Source organism: Terriglobales bacterium (genome assembly GCA_035487355.1).
Lineage (GTDB): Bacteria > Acidobacteriota > Terriglobia > Terriglobales > Acidobacteriaceae > QIAW01.
In genome coordinates, this window is sequence record DATHMF010000086.1 from 147,625 (window position 1) to 165,953 (window position 18,329).

The window sequence follows — 18,329 nt, forward strand, 5'->3', positions numbered from 1 at the left end:
GATCAGCATCAGTGCTCGTGTCCCGCAGAGAGAAGATTCACATACAACCGGATCGCGCCCGGAACACCGGCGGGAAGCTGCCGGAAGAATGCGTATCCGGTGTAGATGTAAGTTCCTTTTCCTGCTTTCGCCTCCAGCAATCCACCTTTGAGCGGCTGTTCGCCGGGGTCGCTCGAAGCCAGCAGCGGCTGGAATTTTTCGTCCCATTGCCCCATGAAATTCACGCCACGCTCCTGTATCCATCCATCGAAGTCGTGGGCTGAGATCTTGTTGGGGGAATTGAAAACCGAATCTTGCGGAGCCAATACCTCAACCGGCGCCTCTTCTACACTCACCCGCTGGCGGCTGAGCTGCGCAGGATAGGGAGTGTATTTGCCCGTGTTGAATGCATCCACATCAAAATTATTTTGCACCAGCAGGGTGCCGCCCTGGTTTACGAAATCGAGCAGATGCTGATTATGCTTGCGCACATCTTCGCGGGTATCGTAGGCGCGTATGCCCAGAATGATGGTGCCATAGTGATTCAGATCGCCGTGCGCCAGTTCGTCGCTACTTATCAAACGCGCATCCAAACCAAGCTGTTGCAGGGAGGACAGAATGTCATCCCCCGCGCCTTCCACGTAACCAACCTTGAGGTTCTCAGGAAGAACAACCTTGACCGCGCTGATCTTTTGAATGGAGGGCTGATAATAATAAAAGGTGGCAATGTCGGGCCGCCCGACCTCGCTAAACCCTTCATCATATTTTTTGCCTTTGTATTCCAGTTCGGCGCTGATTTGGGTGCGGGTTTCACTCAAAGCCACCGGCTCAACTTCAAAGTGAGCAGTTTTCTCGTCGCCAGCTTTATCGAATGTAACCTTCTGCGATGCCGGGCTCACATGCCAGCCATTGGGAACTTGAAGGTGCACAATCGTTTCGGCTGGTGTAGAGAGGTTGCTGCGAATGATTACGTCTTCATCCATGGGCGATTTTTTGCCTGCCGGAATCACCGCGGTAGCGTGCTGCATCAGCACAGAGAAGGCCGGCACCACCGCCAGCGTTGTCGCTTTGCCATTGACGTCGGCAATGGCGTCGGTGTGAATCACCGCTGCTTTCCCGGAAAATTCATAATTGGCGTGTGCTCGAACCGCCGGAGACGGAAGCGGTAAAGTCTGATATCGCGGGTCGTCAATGGTGAAAATATTTTCTTTATCCGGCTCGTTGCGATGCCAGTAAGGACGTGTGATCTCGGCATTACCGGGCACGGTCACCGTAAAGTCAACGCTGGCTGATTCGCCCGGCGCCAGTGCTTTTGACGGTGCTTTTGGTTGTGCAGGAGTGGTTTTCTGCTGCCATCCCTGGGGCAAATCCAAGGTAATCTGCTTCACTGTAACCGCGTGCTTGCCGTTGTTCTGCAACCGGGCGGTGAGTTTGACGGTTTCACCCGGCACCAGCAACTGCGAAGATTTATCGCGCGAGACGCGGAAATCAAGATCCAGCGCCAAACGAGATGCCTCTTCGAACTGCTGCGATTTTGTCCTGAGGTTAAGCAGCAAGTCCTGTTTCGACGCGGTGGAGAGGGTTGACTGCTCGACCAGGGGAATAAGCTTGTTGAGCTGTTCCCCTGCTGCCAGCAACGGCTCGGGAGAGCGGGTGGCAATTGCCTGGTCAACATTCGCCTCAATTTCCTTTAACGCGGGCAGCAGGAACAGCACCTGAGATTCTTCCGCTCCCAGGCGGGCAACAAGTCCGGGGAGCGTAGTGTCAATACCATCGAAAAAATCCTCTTCACGTTTATTCGGGTCAGGCTTGCTGGAAAATACGGATTGCACCAGCTTATAGGGCCGGTAATTGGGGCCTGGTCGCGCCGGAAAAAACGAGGCGTTCTGCGATTTTTGCTGGCTGTATCCTTCGATGCCAAACTGCGCGTAAGAGGTACCGAGGTCAGGATCAACCGTTCCTGCCTCAAATCGCACCGTGTAGTCTTCACTGCCTCGCATACGGATGTAGACTTTCTTCACCTGCCAGGGCAAGAGCCCTTCTTTTATTTGTTCGGGAAAGCGCTTGGGATCAGCCGCGGCCTCCACGGCTTCAGGCGTGAGGATACCTGAGGCCTGATGATGTCCGTGACCATCGCTGGCTGTGCCGGCCCACGCGGAAGCGACCACATCGGGACGGAACTCGCGAATCACGCGCACCATGTCGGCCAAAGCGATCTCGTGGCCTCCCCACTTCTGAAATGTCTCCTCGGGAGTCTTGGAATATCCGAAATCGGCAGTACGGGCAAAGCGGAGATCCACGCCGTAATAACGGGCAGATTCCAGCAGCTCGAGCGTACGCAACACACCCAGTTCATCGAAAAGATTGCTTCCGGTTTTGTTCTGTCCGCCATCGCCGCGGGTCAGCGACATCAACATCACCTTGGCGCCCTTGCCGCGCGATTCGAGGGCCAGCATGGCGCCATCTTCGTCGTCAGGATGCGCGGTGGTTTGCAGCAGGCGTGCAGTTGTTTTGAGTTTTCTGAGCGCCTGATCCAGGCCAGGAGCGCCAGTATCCTGCGGCAGGCGTTCGCGACGTGGCGTCACCAACACCGCCTGCTGTGAAAGAGCAAAGCAAGTTAGTAATAGAAGAGAAAGTACAACCCGAAAACGGCGAGCCCAAGAGATCAACCCATGCCTCCAGACACCGGACTTAAGATTCAGCGAAATCAACCGGATACCAATTAGACAGCCCTGCCGCCGGCAAAGAACCAAAATTTTAGTTGAATTGGCCCCGATAAGAAAGCAGCATAGCAATTCATCAAACGTTAACAGACGATTTGTATGATCTTGGCTGCATTTTTGCAGTCGGCGCAGTAGTGCTGGGCTGCATGTAGAATCCGAGTGCCTTCATATGAAAGGGTTGGTTGAATACCACATGTGTTATTGGATAAAGACGAAAACGATAATTGCCGTCTGTGCCTGCTTGATCGCCCTGGCGACTGGCTGCCAGAAATCACATGAGCAAAACCAGGAAGCAAGTGTGCTGGCCGCTCCGGCCTCAACTCCAGCCGCCACCGCAAGCACAACTTCGGCAAACAATTCCGATCCGGTCTTTGTTGGCGCAGGTGATGTGGCCAGTTGTGACGATCTGGCCGGGGCTAAGGCCACGGCCAAACTGCTGGATTCGATCCCGGGCACGGTTTTTGTCGCGGGTGATCTTGCTTACCCCGACGGTAGTGCCGAGCAGTTCGCCAACTGCTACGGCCCCACATGGGGACGCCACAAGGCCCGCACGCGGCCCTCGCCGGGCAATCACGAATTTCATGCCGGTGGGGCTACGCCTTATTTCGAGTATTTCGGGGCTGCCGCAGGTGATCCCAAAAAGGGATACTACAGCTACGAGCTGGGCGCATGGCATGTGATCGTCATCAACAGCAATTGCTCTGACCTGCCGGGTGGCTGCGCCAAGGATTCTCCCGAAGAGCAATGGCTGCGCCAGGACCTTGCCCAGCATCCAACCGCCTGCACCGTGGCGTATTGGCACCATCCTCTGTTCAGCTCGGGCAAGGCACACGGCAATGATCCCGAGATGAAACCTTTCTGGCAGGACCTTTATGCTGCCAACGCGACCCTTGTGATCAACGGGCACGATCATGACTACGAGCGCTTCGCTCCGCAAGACCCTGACGGCAAGGTGGATAACGCGCGCGGCATCCGCGAGTTTGTTGTCGGAAGTGGCGGCAAGAACAGCCATCGCTCATTTGGCGAGACTAAACCTAACAGCGAAGCCAGAAACGCCGATACCTACGGAGTGTTGAAATTGACTCTGCACCCCAAGAGCTATGATTGGGAGTTTGTTCCGGAAGAAGGCAAGACGTTCAAAGATTCGGGCAGCGGGGTCTGCCATTAGTCCCCACTTGCTAGCTTATGGTTGAAGTGCCCAAAATCGCGTCCGACCCCCGTCATTATTGGCGAGAATCGATCTGGGGTGGGGGACTTGCTGGCTAACTGCCGGTTTTTTTACCACAGAGACACAGAGGCACAGAGAAGAGCAAAATCTTTCGCCGCGGACGAACACAGATAAACGCGGATTTTTAGAGGATCTGTCGGCCCGGCACCCACTTGCTAGCTTGTGGTTGAAGTGCCCAAAATCAACGCCTGACCCGCGTCATTACTGGCGAAAATCGATCTGGAGTGGGGGACTTGCTGGTAATAGAGTACTCAGTTGTTCAGTACTCAGTACTCAGAAAAAGCAAACGCAAAAGCTCTTCGCCGCAGATCAACGCGGATTTTAGAGGATTTGCGCCACCCGGGCCTCCCCACTTGCTGGCTTGTAGTTTAAGTGCCCAAAACCGCGTCTGGACCGCGTCTTTATTGGCGAAAATCGATCTGAGGTGGGGGACTTGCTGAAGCAGTTCTCAGTTCTCAGGGTGAGGCACGATCACCTTGGCCTGCTCAAGTCTTGGGCGATGGGGTACTTGCAGCAAGTGGGTGAAGCCCTAAAAACAGCGCTGATTGCCGCGTATTTGGCGGGGAAAGTCGAGATCGGGGTGGAGACTTGCTGGCTAGTACTTCTGCAACAGTCCTCAGGACCAGAATCCCCAATCGCAAATGAGTTTTCAAAGAACCTCAAGGGCTAAGAGCCCCGCATTCTTGAATGCCTAATGCAAACACACGTCTAGCCAAGGATAGCCTACGATTTCTTAAGAAATCAATGATTTGATATCAGATTGATATCAATTGGCAGTTGGTATTGGTGGCAAACGAGGCAGCCGTGTTGAAGGCAAGGTCTTGCGGAATGGCGGCGAACTTTTGCGGGTTCAACCAAAGCGGCTGCCCACTGTTGCGTGCGTTCAACCAGCCGTTGAGTGTCATTAGAACTTCTCCGGACGCAGTTGCGCATAAACCAGGTAGACCATCATCAGGACAGTCACCAGCAACATCACTATAGTTTCAAGACTCATAAGAAGCCCTCACTTGAGCTTGTCGCAAGCCAGCGTGTAGGCGATTGCGACTGCGAAAAACCCGAACGTGAATAAAACCATCATTCAATCAAGCATGTCTACACCTCATCCATCATTGGTCAAACCTGCGGTAACGCACTTCCCCACCAGAACCCGTTCTCGTCTTCTGAGCGATTGCGGGACCGTTTGCGGTATTCACCGAGACTGCACGAGCTGCGATCTCAGATTGCGGCACAGGAAATTGCAGCACGCGCGCGCTGAAAGTGGGCCTCTCGCCCGCAGGCGAGACTAAAGCGCTGCCGAATTGGTGTTTCGGCAAAGTCTGTTCGACTTCGATGACACGGGTGATCAGCAGTCGCCTCACGGGCTGCTCTTTCCCGGCTTGATGCAAGCCGTATAAACAAACCAGAAGGCAACCAATCCCTAAGGTGCTGATAACGGCAAGAATTACGATGCTAGTCATAGCATCACCTCCCATGCGCTACAGTCGTTACTCAAGATCACTGCAGCACTAATCTATTGGAGCGTAGAGGCTATAAAGATCGGCTAAGAAGTTCATAAAAAAGTTATAAAGATGCAGCGTATGGGAAGTAAAGATGCCACTAAGTTCTTGTTTTAAAAGTTTATTCACCTGGATCGAAACGGTAGCCGATCCAGGGCTCAGTGATGATGTAATGTGGAGAGTCTTCCTTCTCGATCTTTTTTCGCAACTGTCCTATAAAGACACGCAGATATTCCGGTTGCTGCACACTCTGGCCTCCCCAGACGGCGTTGAGCAGCGCGCGATGGGTGATCACTTTGCCGGGGTGTTGGGCCATATAAGCCAACAATTCGAATTCTTTGGGGGTAAGGTGCACTTCCCGGCCACGCACGGCAACAGAATGCGCTTCCAGGTTGATGCGGAAGTCGCCAACTTCAATCGAGGTTGCGCCCTTGGGCAGGGCAGGAACGCGCCGCAGTTGCGCCCGCACTCGCGCCAGCAGTTCGTTCATATTGAAAGGCTTGGTTACGTAGTCGTCGGCGCCGGAATCGAGCGCTTCAATCTTGGTGCGCTCTTCGCCTTTGACGGAAAGCACAATAATGGGAATTTGTGACTGGGTGCGAATCTTGCGGCACAGCTCAATTCCGGTCATGTTGGGCATGGAAAGATCGGTGATCACCAGATCGGGGGCCCAGTCTTTCATCACATCCAGAGCAGCATCGCCATCGTTGGCAACACGAAGATCATAGCCGTGCGTGGAAAGCGTGGTACGCAACACCCGGGTGATTTGGGGCTCGTCATCCACTACGAGGATATGGCGGGGTTCGCTCATAGTTAATCAGTGTCTCTTAATCACTCTCCTGGGTGACGATGTGCATGTCCACCGGCGGAGCATTGCGCAGGAACCTCTGGACGGCGGAAAGATACATGTATTTTCGCCAGCCGCTTACGGCTGAGCGGCCAAAAACAATTTGCGTAATTTTATATTCACGCACGAAGTCAGCCACGGTTTTGGCAACATCTTTGCCCTTCAAACGAACCACCGTGGCAGAAAGATTTTCAGCAAATCGGATATTGGCCTCCAGCGTGCGCCGGTCTTCCGGATTCTTTTCATGATCTACTTCCACATAGACGACGTAAAACTCCGCGTCAATGCCCTTGGCCAGGCGCGCGCCGCGGGCAATCAATTTTTGCGCTGCAGGACTCGCGCTCATGCACACCGCAATGCGTTCGCGCACGCCCCAGTTGCGGTCAATATGCTTTTGTTTCAAATACGAATCCAGGTTCTGGTCTACGCATTGCGCAACGCAGCGCAAAGCCAGCTCCCGCAGCGCAATCAGATTACCGGGGCGAAAAAAATTACCCAACGCCTTCTCGGCCCTATCCACCGGATAAATATCACCACGCCGCATGCGAGTCTGCAGGGCTTCAGGGGTAAGATCGGCCATCACAATTTCGCCGGCACGTTGCAGCACCCAATCGGGAACCGTCTCGCGCACCTGGATTCCGGTGATGCTTTGTACCGTGGGCGTTATGCTCTCCAGGTGTTGGACGTTCATGGTCGAGAGGACATCAATTTTCGCTTCTAATATTTCCAGCACATCTTCATACCGCTTTTTGTGTTTGCAGCCTTCCACGTTGGTGTGTGCCAACTCGTCCACCAGAACAACCTGGGGCTTGCGCGCGAGAATCGCGTCGAGATCCATCTCTTCAAAAATCGTGCCTTTGTATTCCATCTTGCGGCGCGGAATGGTCTCCAGTTGTGAGGCCAACTCTGCAATCCCTTTGCGTCCATGGGTTTCTACGATTCCGATGACTACGTCCTCACCGCGTTTGCTGCGCCGGATGGCCTCGCTCAGCATGTTGAAGGTCTTTCCCACACCGGGAGCGTAGCCCAGGAAAAGCTTAAAAACACCCGCCTTTTTTTCCGGCGGGGTCGCATGTTCCAGCCACTGTTCAGGACTTTTGGGCATGCGCCTATTTTCTCGAAACTGTGGAGACTTGTCGAATCGGCTACAATCGGCTCATGAGGCGATCAGTCCTGCTCTCGGTTTTTCAGTTTCTGATCTCGGCGGCATTGGTGTTTGTAATTGTTTTTCTCTACACCCGGGTCATCAGGGTCAATCCGACTACCGTCGCTTTGACCTTCCTGGTGGCGGTGCTTGGGATCTCAGCAGTCTGGGGGCTTCGCTATGCTGTCTTCGTCTCCATTGTTGCCACGCTGGCGTTCAATTACTTCTTCCTTCCACCCGTAGGGACTTTCACCATCGCCGACACACAAAACTGGGTGGCCCTAATCGCATTTCTGCTGACTGCAGTTATCGCCAGCGAACTTTCGGCGCGCGTACGGCAGGAGGCTGATGAAGCCAACCAGCGCCGCCGCGAGGTGGAAAAGCTCTACGCCTTCAGCCAGCAGCTTCTGGTCACCGACAACGTACTGGAATTGCTGAACGAAATTCCGCACCACATTGTGGCGACGTTTGGTGTAAGCGCGGCTGCAGTTTACGTTTCCGAGCGTGACAAGATTTACCGCTCCGGCCCCGATATCACTCAGTTGCAGAGCGAAGAGCTGCGAGGGGTGACGGCGCGCGGCGAGACCGTGATTGACGCACAACGCAACATCTGTCTGGCCCCGGTCCGCATGGGAGTGCGCGCTCTGGGGGCGCTGGGGGTTGCCGGACACTTATCTCGCGAAACCCTGGATGCGCTCGGCGGCCTGATTGCCATTGCCACCGAAAGAGCGGCGGCGGTGGAAAAGCTGGGACGCGCAGAAGCATCGCGTGAAAACGAACGGCTGCGTTCAGCGCTGCTGGATTCGGTTACGCATGAGTTCCGCACCCCGCTAACTTCCATCAAGGCCTCAGTTACCAGCCTGATCTCTGATTTTCAACTGGACCAGGCCCAACGCCAGGAATTACTCACCATCATTAATGAAGAAAGCGACCGCCTGAACCGCCTGGTGGGAGAGGCAACTGAGATGGCGCAGCTCGATGCCCACGAGGTCAAGCTCAATATCGAGCCCCAGAATATCCGTGAAGCTATTGATGCCGCTCTGGAAGAATCCAAGCCCAGCCTGCGCTCGCATTCCGTAGAAGTGCGAATGCCCAGTTATCTGCCCCCAGTGCTTATGGATGTGGACCGCATTAAAGAAGTCCTGCGGCATCTGCTGGAGAACGCAGCCAAGTACTCGCCCCCGGAGTCTCCTATCTTTATCAGCAGTGAAGTGCAAAACGGCCGGCTGGTGACCAACGTTGCCGATCGCGGCGTTGGCATAGACGATCTGGAGCGCTCCATGATCTTCGATAAGTTTTTTCGTGGACAGGGCCAACGCCACCGGGTCCAGGGCACGGGCATGGGATTGGCAATTGCCAAAGCCATCGTTGAAGCCCACGGCGGCAAGATCGGCGTCACCAGCCAGTTAGGTCAGGGATCAGTATTTTCTTTTGGGCTGCCCATTGCCGGCATGGGACCAACCGGCTCATGAGGTTTTGGGGAAGTACGAATTACGATTTGCGATTTACGATTTGAACTCAACAAATCGTAAATCGCAAATCAAAAATCGTAAATCACTGCGCAAACGTGCCTACAAACGCGCTGCGCTTATCATGCAGCTCCCAGTCAACGCCCAAATCGGGCCCGTGATATTCATCGGTCAATGCTACTGCGGGCATGGAGTGCGTGAGCTGAGTGAGCGGCGGATAAAACGTGGTCTCGTTTCCGCAGATATGGTCCTTCTCGTCAATGGGCCGGGTCACAATCGCGGCAAAGCTGCCGGCGCGCAGCGTGGCACGGCCGTGGTCCTGGGCATCGTGCAGCACCTGCATATCAATGGATGTAGGAATCACGCGGCTCACATGCGCCAGCAGATCGCCGCCCATGTGCTTGGCAAAGCTCACCAGAGCATCGCGCTGCTCAGGGGCAGCCTTCTCATCCACCAGCACAACTGCTTTTGCCGGATAAGGACTTCCAAACGGATCGCCCAGCGTGGCCTGCGCCTTGACGGAGGCCATCACAGTCAACCCGTCGAGCTTCTGCCCGTTCCAGCTTCCACTGCGGATGTGCCAGGCGAGAGTGGCTTCGTCGCCGGCTGTTCCTACCTCGCCATTGGCGAAGCACTGGGCCACGTAAACATCGGCGCTGCGGCTTTCGATGTAGTCCCCGGTAATCTGCTCCTGGGCGTGGCTGATAACAGCAAACATGAGTATTAATAGTCCGAGAGAAAATATGGTTGCTAGCTTGCGCATGACCGATCTCCTGCAAACGAATTGCTTTCTAGTTTAGCTCGAATTGATATCGGCTTCCAACTGCCAAATGCAAAAAACGCCAGTCTCTTTTCCCCGCGGTTGACCAACGAATGACCGGATGTGGGCACGTCAAGCCATCTCGTGATACAACTCTTGGTATCAATTTTCCGGTGGGCACCCAGCCATCATGAAAAAACTCAATTTTGTGGTTTCCCTCTCCACCAACACCAATGACTTTCAGGTCGAAATGGCCATCGCTGCGCAAGCGGCCGCTGAGAAGCTTGGCGTAGGCGTACAAGTCATGTATGCGGAAAACGATCCGATCGCGCAAAGTCAGCAGCTATTGAAGGTGGTCCAATCGCCGGCAGGCTCGCGCCCTGATGCAATTCTCTTTCATCCATTCGGCGGCACGGCCCTGCCCCAGGTCGCTCGGGCCGCAGTGGCTGCCGGCATTGGGGTCGCGGTGCTCAACTGGCGCGCCGACTATGTAGCTGAACTTCGTGCAAAGTCCCTGGTCCCGATATTTATCTACACCTCCAACCATAGAGAAATCGGGCACATCCAAGCACAGCAGTTTGAAGCTCTCTTGCCCCAGGGTGGCAAGGTTTTGTATATCCAAGGCCCCGCCGCGAGCTTCGGGGCCCAAGAGCGAACTGTGGGAATGAGCGAGAAAAAGCCCGAGAACATACAAGCAAAAATGCTAAGAGCTGCCAGTTGGACCGAAGAAGCCGGATACAAGGCGGTTACCTCGTGGCTGCGACTCTCCACAGCCCAGACCGAGCGCATTGATTTGATTGCCGCGCAAAATGACGTGATCGCCATTGGCGCAAGAAAGGCATTCAGCGAGGTCCTTAGAGACGCTGACCGCGAACGATGGATGCACTTGCCGTTTACCGGCGTTGATGGTCTTCCCAAAACAGGACAAACCTGGGTCCGTAAGAATTCACTGACTGCTACGATCGTTGTTCCACCGAACACAGGTTTGGCGATCGAAGCACTCGCGAACGCAATTCAGACGGGGTTGCAGCTCCCTGAGTGTATCTTGACTGAACCCAAGTCCTTTCCGTCGGTCGGAGAATTGAAAAAGCAGGGGATTTATTAGAAGCTGCTATGCCTTAACTGTGACGGCGCTGGCGACGGCTGCTCTCGTCCACTCTCCATCCACTAAGCGCCAGATATCCCGCGGATTCTCGTCTTTCAACTCTGCCGGCAAGTATTCATGGGGAAAGTCCTGATAGCAAACCGGACGCGCGAAGCGCAAGATGGCCGCCGTACCAACCGATGTAAAACGCGAGTCCGTGGTCGCGGGATAAGGTCCGCCGTGGTGCATGGCGGGTGCGACCTCCACACCGGTAGGAACACCGCCAAAGACCAGCCGCCCCGTTTTTTCTCGAAGGATTTCGATTAACTCGCCGTGCTCTTTCAGGTCTTGTGTAGTGGCGTGAATAGTAACCGTGAGTTGGCCCTCAAGGCTCTGCGCAATCTCTTTTAGCTGATCGCCTGACTCACACGCTACAACCAGGGTGGAAGGGCCAAAAAGTTCTTCATGCAACTCGGGATTTTTCAGGAACGATTGCGCTTTAGTGGCAAACACTGCCGCTTGCGCTTGGTTCTTTGATTTTTCGAGCGGGGATTTCTCCGGAGACACCGGTGGAGTAGCGGCAACAAGCTGAAGAGCGGCAGTATGGAGCCTCTCGCCAAGACCACTTGCATAACGCGCAGCGATTCCGGCATGGAGCATCGTGCCTGCGGGCGTCGAGCTCACGCCCGCGCCTAGCCTTTGTCCGAACTCATCCAGGTTCGCGCCGCCCAAGCCGACCACCAATCCCGGTTTGGTACAGAATTGCCCAACACCCACGGTCACTGACTTCGCCAGACTCTGGGCCAGCTCCGCCCCGCGCTCCTTCAACGCTCCTGGAAACACAAAGACCGGATTGATGCTGCCCATCTCGGAAAAAACCGGAATGGGTGTGGGTCGGGTGGCGGCTGCATCAAACAGGGCACGCCCGGCCTGGAGCGAACCAGTGAAGCCGACAGCACGAGTTGATCTGTGGCGTACAAGGGTTAAGCTGACATCCGGCGTCGTGCCCTGCACCATGGAAAAGACTCCCGCCGGCATCTTGCAGGCGCGTGCTGCTTCTTGAATCACGCGGGCCGCCATCTCTGATGTACCCGGATGCGCGGGATGCGCCTTGGTCACAACCGGATTCCCTGCCGCCAGCGCCGAGGCTGTATCGCCTCCACAGATGGAAAATGCTAAGGGAAAATTGCTGGCGCCAAAAACGACGACTGGGCCGATAGGAACCAGCATTCTTCGCAGATCGGGCTTGGGCACAGGCTTGCGGTCTGGGTCAGGACGATCAATGCGTGCATCCACCCATGAACCCTCGCGGATTAGCGCCGCGAACATCCGGAGCTGGCCCATCGTTCGTCCGCGCTCGGAGAGGAGTCGCGGCTCGGGGAGTGCCGTCTCGGCGTGAGCGCGCGCGATTAGCTCCTGACCTAATCCTTCGAGGCCCGCAGCAATTGCTTCCAGAAATTTGGCAATCGCTTCGGCGGGCTGGCGGCGATACTCCGCGAATGCTTCTTCCGCTAAATCAAGCGCATGGGCTGACTCGGCTTCGGTTGCCTGGTGAATAACAGGATCCAATTCCTGTCCCGTTGCGGGATTCACCGCCCGAAAAGTTGTCTTACCCGATTTCGCTATCTCTGCGCCAAGAATGTTGCCACCATGCAATTCCATATTTCACCTAAACTGGACGACCAATGACAGGCAAGTATACTTGATAAGCGTTATTGAAAAATCACGACGGTATTGACCTATGCGAATTGTTGAAATGCGCGTCCACTCGATTGCTATCGCAGACCCACCGCTGCGCAGCTCTTATGGCCTGCACGCGCCCTATGCTCTGCGAACGGTCCTTGAGCTTAAGAGCGATGACGGGGTTACCGGCATCAGCGAGACCCACGGAGGCGACACCATCGCCCGCGGATTCGAAGCTTTGAAGCCACGTATCATCGGAGCAGGCGCCGACCCGTATCGTCTAGCCGGGTTGCTGTTGCCGATGATCGAAGACGATCCCAAAGGCACGAGCCTCGACCGCTCTCAGACTTATCACGTTCCTGGGGAAAATCCGCTCGACGCTGCGGCGCGTCTTTACTCGGCCATCGAGATTGCTTCTCTTGATCTCATTGGGAAGTCAGTGGGAAAGCCGGTCTGCGATCTTCTTGGCGGCAGAGTACGCGATGCAGTTCCGTTTTCAGCCTATCCGTTCTATAAGCATGCCGGCGGCGGCGGTGAAGGCGCTGATGCCCGCCCGGACGAATACGGCGAAGCCCTCACTCCTGAGGCATTGGTCAAACAAGTGAAGCAGATGGTCGCCAGGTATGGCTTTCGGGATATCAAGTTCAAGACTGGCGTACTTGATCCAGAGGTCGAAGTTGAAACGGTCAAACAACTTCGCTCCGCGCTCGGACCCGGCGTGCCTTTGCGAATGGACCCAAACTGCGCATGGTCAGTAGAAACCTCCGTGCGCGTCGGAAAGGCGTTGGCCAAAGAATTGGGCAATGGCGGATACCTCGAAGATCCCGCTGCCGGCATAGATGGCATGGCAGAGGTACGACGCACACTGTTGCAGGCAGGCATTGACACGCCGCTGGCGAGCAATGTAGCCGTAACATCGTTTGCCGACATTCCCGAATCGGTAAAGAAAGACGCAGTGCAGGTTATCCTTTGCGATCCTCATTACTGGGGCGGCTTGCGGCAGGTACAGCACCTGGGCAAGGTCTGCCGGACCTTCAACCTCGGACTTTCCATGCACTCCAACACTCACCTCGGCGTCTCGCTCATGGCCATGGCCCACGCCGCCGCTGCTACACCACATTTGACGTACGCGTGTGACACGCATTATCCCTGGCAATCGGAAAAAGATGAGATCGTGGCCGGCGGCCGCGTGCCGATTATCGATGGATGCGTGCGCATCCCCGATAAACCCGGCCTGGGCGTCGAGTTAGATTACGATCAACTGGCCCGTGGCCGTGAGCGTTACGCTACCTGCCTCTACCGCAAGCGCGACGACGCAGAACAAATGCGAAAACATGTAGATTCTGGTTGGAAACGCATACTTCCCCGTTGGTAAACTCGTAATTTGATTTTGGTGAACAATGACAATGACTAAACCTGAAGAACTTCGCAGCAAACTTCGCGGTGTAATTGCATTTCCGGTGACTCCTTTCAAGCATGATTTCTCTCTTGATATCAGTGGATTGAAGAAAAATCTTCAAGAGTTACTTAAGTATCCAATCAGTGCTGTGGTTGCAGCCGGTGGCACGGGCGAGATGTATTCACTGACGCCAGCGGAACATCAAGAGGTGGTAAAGACCACGGTAGAAGAAGTACGCGGCAAGGTCCCGGTAATTGCCGGCACCGGCTTCAACCGGCAAATTGGGATAGAGCTGGCGCAACAATCGGCGCGTGCGGGTGCGGATGCGATTCTCGCCCTGCCTCCTTATTATCCTGGCGCCGATGAGGGAGCGCTTGCCGAGTATTACGCTGCCATCGGCGCCGCAACTCCGCTGGGACTTTTTGTTTACAGCCGCGACTGGGTAAATCCGGGGCCGGAGTGGGTTGAAAAGCTGGCAGCAAAGATCCCCAACCTGGTCGGATGGAAAGACGGACAAGGCGATATCCGGCGCTATCAGCAGATCATGAATCGGGTAGGTGACCGGCTCTACTGGATCGGTGGCATCGGCGACGACTGTGTGCCGGGTTACTACAGTATCGGAATCCGCACTTATACCTCGAGCATCGCCACAGTTGCACCTAAGCTTTCGCTGCAGCTTCACGAGACTGCTTCCGCTGGAAATAGCGCCGCACTTTTGCAGCTCATGAAAGACTATGTAATTCCGCTTTACACTCTGCGTGCACGGCGCAAAGGCTACGAGGTCACGGTCATGAAAGAGATGATGAACATCGCAGGTCTGGCAGCCGGTCCGGTGCGGCCGCCGCTTCCCGCCATGAATCCGGAAGACTTGTCGGAGCTGCGCAAGATGATGGAACTCTGGAAGCCGGTGCTGTAGCGCTTTCGAATTGATGCCGTAGCCGATCCTACGACCGGTTCAGTTGTGATACTTTGGATGCGCATCGAACCAGCGTTCTCAGTGTTCTCATAAACGAACAATGTCCCAACCCACTGTTCAGCCGGCCGATCAGGCCGTCACCTCGGTTCGCCCGACGACTAGACGCTGGCAGATCCTGGCGTGGCTCTGCAGCCTGGCAGCGATAACCTACATTGGCCGCATCGGCACCATTCAGGTTCGTGAAGACATCGAAAGCAGCCTGCACCTGACGCCTGACATAACCGCCTGGGCGCTTTTTTCCGCATTCAATCTGGCCTATGCGATCTTCGAGATACCGAGCGGCCGGCTGGGCGACAAACTGGGCCCGCGCAAGGTGCTCACTCGAATCGTCTTGTGCTGGATGGCCTTCACCGCGCTCACCGGCGCCGCGTGGAACCGCGGAAGCCTGGCGTTCTTCCGCTTTCTCTTCGGTGCAGGCGAGGCCGGCGCGTTCCCCAACATAGCGCGCGCCTCGCGTGAATGGTTCCCTTTTAGGGAACGTGGTCTGGCCCAAGGCTTGATATGGATGTCCGCCCGCTGGGGTGGCGCCATCGCACCTCTACTGATGATGACCCTGGCTCTTCCCTTCGGAAAGCCCGGGGGATGGCGTGGCGCCTTTGTGCTGATGGGAATGTTGGGCGTCATATGGGTGTGGGCGTTCTATAAGAATTTCCGCGACACTCCCCACGAGGACGCCAAAGCCAACGAAGCCGAACGCGCATTGATCGCCGGGGGGGCGCGGGACACCTCCAAGCCTGCGCCGCTCTCGTGGTCCACCATGCTCGCCAGTCCTACTTTGTGGTCGCTCAGCTTGATGTATTTTTGCAGCAACGCCGGTTGGTCATTTTTTGGCTCCTGGATCACTCCTTATTTGAAGAAAGATCTGCACCTTTCAGGTCTTTCGTTGGTGTTGGCCTCGGGCGGACCGCTCTTCTTTGGCGGCATCTCATGTCTTCTCGGTGGTTTTCTCACCGACCGGCAAGTCCGCCTATGGGGAAGGCGCTGGGGACGCACACTGCTAGGCGTGGTCTCCTATGGCGTAGCAGGAGCGTTATTGCTGCTAACCATCCTGGCCACAGCCAAACATGTCGCGCTCGCCTACGTGGCACTTTGTCTTTCTTCTTTTATTAAGGATTTCGGCCTTGCCTCAAGCTGGGCAACAACGATTGACGTTGGCCATCGTTACTCCGGCACCGTTGCCGGGGTGATGAACTCGCTGGGCAACCTCGGCCAGGTTGTGAGCCCACCGATTGTGGCCTGGATGGCGGTCTGGGCCGGCACAGCCGGCCATCCCAGTTGGAAGGCGACTTTGTATTATTACGCCGCTATGTTCTTCATCGCGTCATTAGCCTGGCTGTTTGTGAACCCACGCAAGGTGATTGTTTATTCGGAAGCAGACCAGCAACGCCTGCGTGCTGAAGGGCAGCTGGGTGTGTGAGCTGCCAGTGCGCACATTTGACAACCAGGCAGGAAGATTCTTGTCGGACGAAGAAATAGCCAAACAAGTGAAGCCCTTCCACTTGAAAAAGATTGATGGGACGAGAAAAAAAGATTGATGGGAAAATCGCTGTATCTTCACACTGCCTTACGAATGGCGATGCCTGAGATACGTAGATTTACCTTCGAGACGCGCGCACTCCTGTCGCCTGGGGCGCATGTTGCATCATGCCTGATGTAATTCGGATAGAGCTTCCCTCCTCGGTTTTCACAGGCTCGGGAACGACTAGTACCGGGCAATAGGATGAGCAGGCCACCTCGTACGCGGTACCGCCGACAAAATGGCCTGGCTTATGCGGATTGGCTCCGAGCCCGCGCGCTCCCATGATGATCATGTCACTGCGGAGTTCGGCGGCAGTTTCAAGTATTTTCTGCTCTGGCTGACCGAATCTCACCACACACCCTATTCTTCTTGATGCCTGTTCTTCTTGTCCCACGGCCTTGACGCGCAGCCAATCACGCAGTCCTTCTAAAGCAACATCATATTCACAGGTTGCGCCTTCGCCCGACTCTGATTCAACTTGCAAGACAAACAGCTTCGCCTCGTGGTCTTTCGCGATCCTGAACGCGTGCTGCAAGGCATGGACTGAGGCCGCGGACCGGTCAGTGGCACACAATACATTTCGGACTCCAATTTGTAGGATATCGGTCTCGAAGGAATGGGGGCCAAGAACAAGCACCGGCCATCCTGTTCTTTGAAACATTGCTTCTGTGACCGAACCATTCAGCCACTTCCCTATTCTGGTTCGCTTGTTGATCTCCAGCACCCGCAGGTCTGGATGGCTCTCTTCTAGTTGCTTCAGGAGACCAATGATAGCGGACTCCCTTAGACCACAAACTCCCAGCGCTTGCACCACGAAGACATCCGGGGGGATACCCAAAGCTTTTGCAATTTCCGCGGCAAGCGGGACCCGCTGCGGTAGAGAAAGAACGACCGCTTCGCGACGTGTTGAAGGCTGCATCTCAGTCGCTGGAGCTGGATCGAGCTCGCTTACGTTACGAAAAATCAACTGAGGGCCAGGTTCGAAAGAATTCATTTTCTCCTCCAAACTCATGGCACTATCTTAACGGCATAACAGCAAATCTCGTATGACTATAGATGCATTCCCGCACGATTAAATTCCCATTGTGGGAGTGGTTTATTTTGGGAATGGTTACTATAGTAACTAGGCTTGGAATGCCTGGTTGTGACAAAGAAAGTGCGAGTTACATCCCAAGCAGCTTAGTCGTTCCCAGGTGGATGGCCATTTTGCGAAAACCCTGCCTGGCCTTCGACGGAGTAGAGTTGTTCATTTTCAAGAGCTTAAACGGTACTGTTGTTCGCTGGCGCCAAATAAGTCAGGTTAAACCCTGACCTCCCGTGCTGTACTCTCCATAATGTGAGACGACTGAACTTCAAAACTGTCTGTTCCCACCTCTTCAAGAGATCTCCGCAGGTCATGAATTTGACCTATCAACCATTTCCGCACGACCTCCTGTATCTCCTTCTGGGTCGCTGTCCGGTAGAGTGACTCAAGCGTCTGGCCATTGGCGGTTAAGACAATATAGCGGCAAGGGCTCGGCTTAAGCCGGTCTTCCAAAGGTACGAATTGGATCAATGGACACTTCTGGCAATCTTCGTATTCGGCCAATTGCGCACAATGTGGCCCCTCTTCGAATATTAACGACGCATACCACTTGGGCGCCAATTGGTGGTAGCCGCCTTTTTCAAGAAACTCCAATTCCGCTTCGAGGATGGCAAGCAATGTTGAGGCGGAATGAGTAAATTTATGCTCGGCCATATCTTCCTGGTTCTTGCCGTCTCGGATGTGTTCCCCGAATATAGGGCCAGTTTCGTTGATGTCCTGAAAAGGCAGGTGAGGGCCAGTTTCGAAAAAATTCATGTTCTTCTCTAAACTCATAACACTATCTTAACCGCACAACAGTAAACCTGTTATGTGACGATAGTCACATTCTGCGCGATGAAAGTCCCATTTTGGGAGAAGTCTGTTTTGGGAAACGGTTACGATAGTAACCTGGCTTTGAATGCCTGATTGTGAGAAGATTGAGAGCAAGTTATATCCCA

16 protein-coding genes are annotated in these 18,329 nt (G+C 54.9%); 6 read left to right on the forward strand and 10 right to left on the reverse strand.

What is annotated here, in order from left to right:
* Nucleotides 1–8: 8 nt before the first annotated feature.
* On the reverse strand, nt 9–2,564 hold the full coding sequence (locus VK738_16035) for a PIG-L family deacetylase (GenBank protein ID HTD24168.1): 2,556 nt from the start codon (nt 2,562–2,564) through the stop codon (nt 9–11).
* Nucleotides 2,565–2,895: 331 nt separating this feature from the next.
* Between VK738_16035 and VK738_16040 the strand changes: the two genes are divergently transcribed.
* The gene (locus VK738_16040; GenBank protein ID HTD24169.1) at nt 2,896–3,870 is read left to right on the forward strand and encodes a metallophosphoesterase; all 975 of its coding nucleotides are present in this window, start codon (nt 2,896–2,898) and stop codon (nt 3,868–3,870) included.
* Nucleotides 3,871–4,685: 815 nt separating this feature from the next.
* On the opposite strand, the gene VK738_16045 is transcribed toward VK738_16040, so the two are convergent.
* The 5 genes from VK738_16045 to VK738_16065 form a co-directional block, all read right to left on the reverse strand.
* Nucleotides 4,686–4,835 (reverse strand): potassium-transporting ATPase subunit KdpA, encoded by a 150-nt coding sequence (locus VK738_16045; protein ID HTD24170.1) that lies wholly within the window; start codon nt 4,833–4,835, stop codon nt 4,686–4,688.
* A complete protein-coding gene (gene kdpF, locus VK738_16050; protein ID HTD24171.1) occupies nt 4,835–4,924 on the reverse strand; it encodes a K(+)-transporting ATPase subunit F in 90 nt (29 codons plus the stop codon). The genes VK738_16045 and kdpF overlap by 1 nt, the downstream gene beginning before the upstream one ends.
* A 112-nt stretch (nt 4,925–5,036) precedes the next feature.
* Complete coding sequence (locus VK738_16055) at nt 5,037–5,387, reverse strand: hypothetical protein (GenBank protein ID HTD24172.1); 351 nt, start codon at nt 5,385–5,387, stop codon at nt 5,037–5,039.
* A 160-nt stretch (nt 5,388–5,547) separates the two neighbouring features.
* Complete coding sequence (locus VK738_16060; protein HTD24173.1) at nt 5,548–6,237, reverse strand: response regulator transcription factor; 690 nt, start codon at nt 6,235–6,237, stop codon at nt 5,548–5,550.
* A gap of 16 nt (nt 6,238–6,253) precedes the next feature.
* Complete coding sequence (locus VK738_16065; protein ID HTD24174.1) at nt 6,254–7,378, reverse strand: universal stress protein; 1,125 nt, start codon at nt 7,376–7,378, stop codon at nt 6,254–6,256.
* Between the two features lie 53 nt (nt 7,379–7,431).
* Between VK738_16065 and VK738_16070 the strand changes: the two genes are divergently transcribed.
* Nucleotides 7,432–8,889: a DUF4118 domain-containing protein gene (locus VK738_16070; protein HTD24175.1), complete on the forward strand. Its 1,458-nt coding sequence runs from the start codon at nt 7,432–7,434 to the stop codon at nt 8,887–8,889.
* An 82-nt stretch (nt 8,890–8,971) separates the two neighbouring features.
* Here the strand turns inward: VK738_16070 and VK738_16075 are convergent, their stop codons facing one another.
* Nucleotides 8,972–9,649, reverse strand: coding sequence for a DUF1326 domain-containing protein (locus VK738_16075; GenBank protein HTD24176.1), 678 nt, complete (start codon nt 9,647–9,649; stop codon nt 8,972–8,974).
* Between the two features lie 187 nt (nt 9,650–9,836).
* Here VK738_16075 and VK738_16080 point away from each other — a divergent pair, with 187 nt between their 5' ends.
* Entirely contained in the window at nt 9,837–10,751 is a 915-nt protein-coding gene (locus VK738_16080) for a substrate-binding domain-containing protein (protein HTD24177.1), read from the forward strand.
* Between the two features lie 6 nt (nt 10,752–10,757).
* Here the strand turns inward: VK738_16080 and VK738_16085 are convergent, their stop codons facing one another.
* Nucleotides 10,758–12,392 (reverse strand): aldehyde dehydrogenase (NADP(+)), encoded by a 1,635-nt coding sequence (locus VK738_16085; GenBank protein ID HTD24178.1) that lies wholly within the window; start codon nt 12,390–12,392, stop codon nt 10,758–10,760.
* Between the two features lie 79 nt (nt 12,393–12,471).
* Here VK738_16085 and VK738_16090 point away from each other — a divergent pair, with 79 nt between their 5' ends.
* The 3 genes from VK738_16090 to VK738_16100 all read left to right on the forward strand — a co-directional run bounded on the left by VK738_16090 (nt 12,472) and on the right by VK738_16100 (nt 16,205).
* Entirely contained in the window at nt 12,472–13,788 is a 1,317-nt protein-coding gene (locus tag VK738_16090; GenBank protein HTD24179.1) for an enolase C-terminal domain-like protein, read from the forward strand.
* Between the two features lie 31 nt (nt 13,789–13,819).
* The gene (locus VK738_16095; protein ID HTD24180.1) at nt 13,820–14,728 is read left to right on the forward strand and encodes a 5-dehydro-4-deoxyglucarate dehydratase; all 909 of its coding nucleotides are present in this window, start codon (nt 13,820–13,822) and stop codon (nt 14,726–14,728) included.
* Between the two features lie 100 nt (nt 14,729–14,828).
* Complete coding sequence (locus VK738_16100; GenBank protein ID HTD24181.1) at nt 14,829–16,205, forward strand: MFS transporter; 1,377 nt, start codon at nt 14,829–14,831, stop codon at nt 16,203–16,205.
* 178 nt (nt 16,206–16,383) lie between these two features.
* On the opposite strand, the gene VK738_16105 is transcribed toward VK738_16100, so the two are convergent.
* Both VK738_16105 and VK738_16110 read right to left on the reverse strand, forming a co-directional pair.
* Nucleotides 16,384–17,319, reverse strand: coding sequence for a universal stress protein (locus VK738_16105; protein ID HTD24182.1), 936 nt, complete (start codon nt 17,317–17,319; stop codon nt 16,384–16,386).
* Nucleotides 17,320–17,607: 288 nt separating this feature from the next.
* Nucleotides 17,608–18,165, reverse strand: a complete 558-nt coding sequence (locus tag VK738_16110; protein HTD24183.1) for a hypothetical protein — start codon at nt 18,163–18,165, stop codon at nt 17,608–17,610.
* Nucleotides 18,166–18,329: the final 164 nt, after the last annotated feature.